General features: G+C 75.7%; 1 protein-coding gene. It reads left to right on the forward strand.

Features of this window, described 5'->3' with window-relative positions; translation table 11 throughout:
- Nucleotides 1–564, forward strand: a 564-nt coding sequence (locus IE271_RS41425; protein WP_444546155.1) for an oxidoreductase, incomplete at both ends; no start/stop codon positions are given.

The following is a 564-nucleotide window of genomic DNA, read 5'->3' on the forward strand; positions in this document are numbered from 1 at the left end:
CCGACCGGGCCGCAGCCCGCGCCCCTGCCCCGCGCCCTGGAGACCGCCGAGGTGCCCGAGCAGGCCCGCTCGTACGCCGAGGCCGCCCGGCGCGCCGTCGACGCCGGCTTCGACGGCGTCGAGCTGCACGGCGCGAACGGCTACCTGATCTCGCAGTTCCTGTCGTCCAACGCCAACCTGCGCACCGACGCCTACGGCGGCCCGGTCGCCCACCGCATCCGCTTCGCCGTCGAGGCGGTCGCCGCCACCGTGGACGCCGTGGGCGCGGCCCGCACCGCGATCAGGCTCTCCCCCGGCGGCACCTTCTGGGGTGTGGAGGAGACCGAGGTGCCCGAGCTGTACGCGGCCCTGCTCGCCGAACTCGCCCGCTTCGACCTCGCCTACGTCCACCTGGAGGCGACCGCGGAGGAGGAGGTGCTGGTCGGGCTGCGCCGCGCGTGGCCGGGCACACTGATCGTCAATCCGGTCCTCCCGATGGGCCCGAAGCAGGCCGACCGGGCCGCCGCCGACCACTGGCTCGGCCTGGGCGCGGACCTGATCAGCTTCGGCCGCGCCTTCATCGCC

This window comes from Streptomyces minutiscleroticus (genome assembly GCF_014650875.1).
GTDB classification, from domain to species: Bacteria; Actinomycetota; Actinomycetes; order Streptomycetales; family Streptomycetaceae; genus Streptomyces; species Streptomyces minutiscleroticus.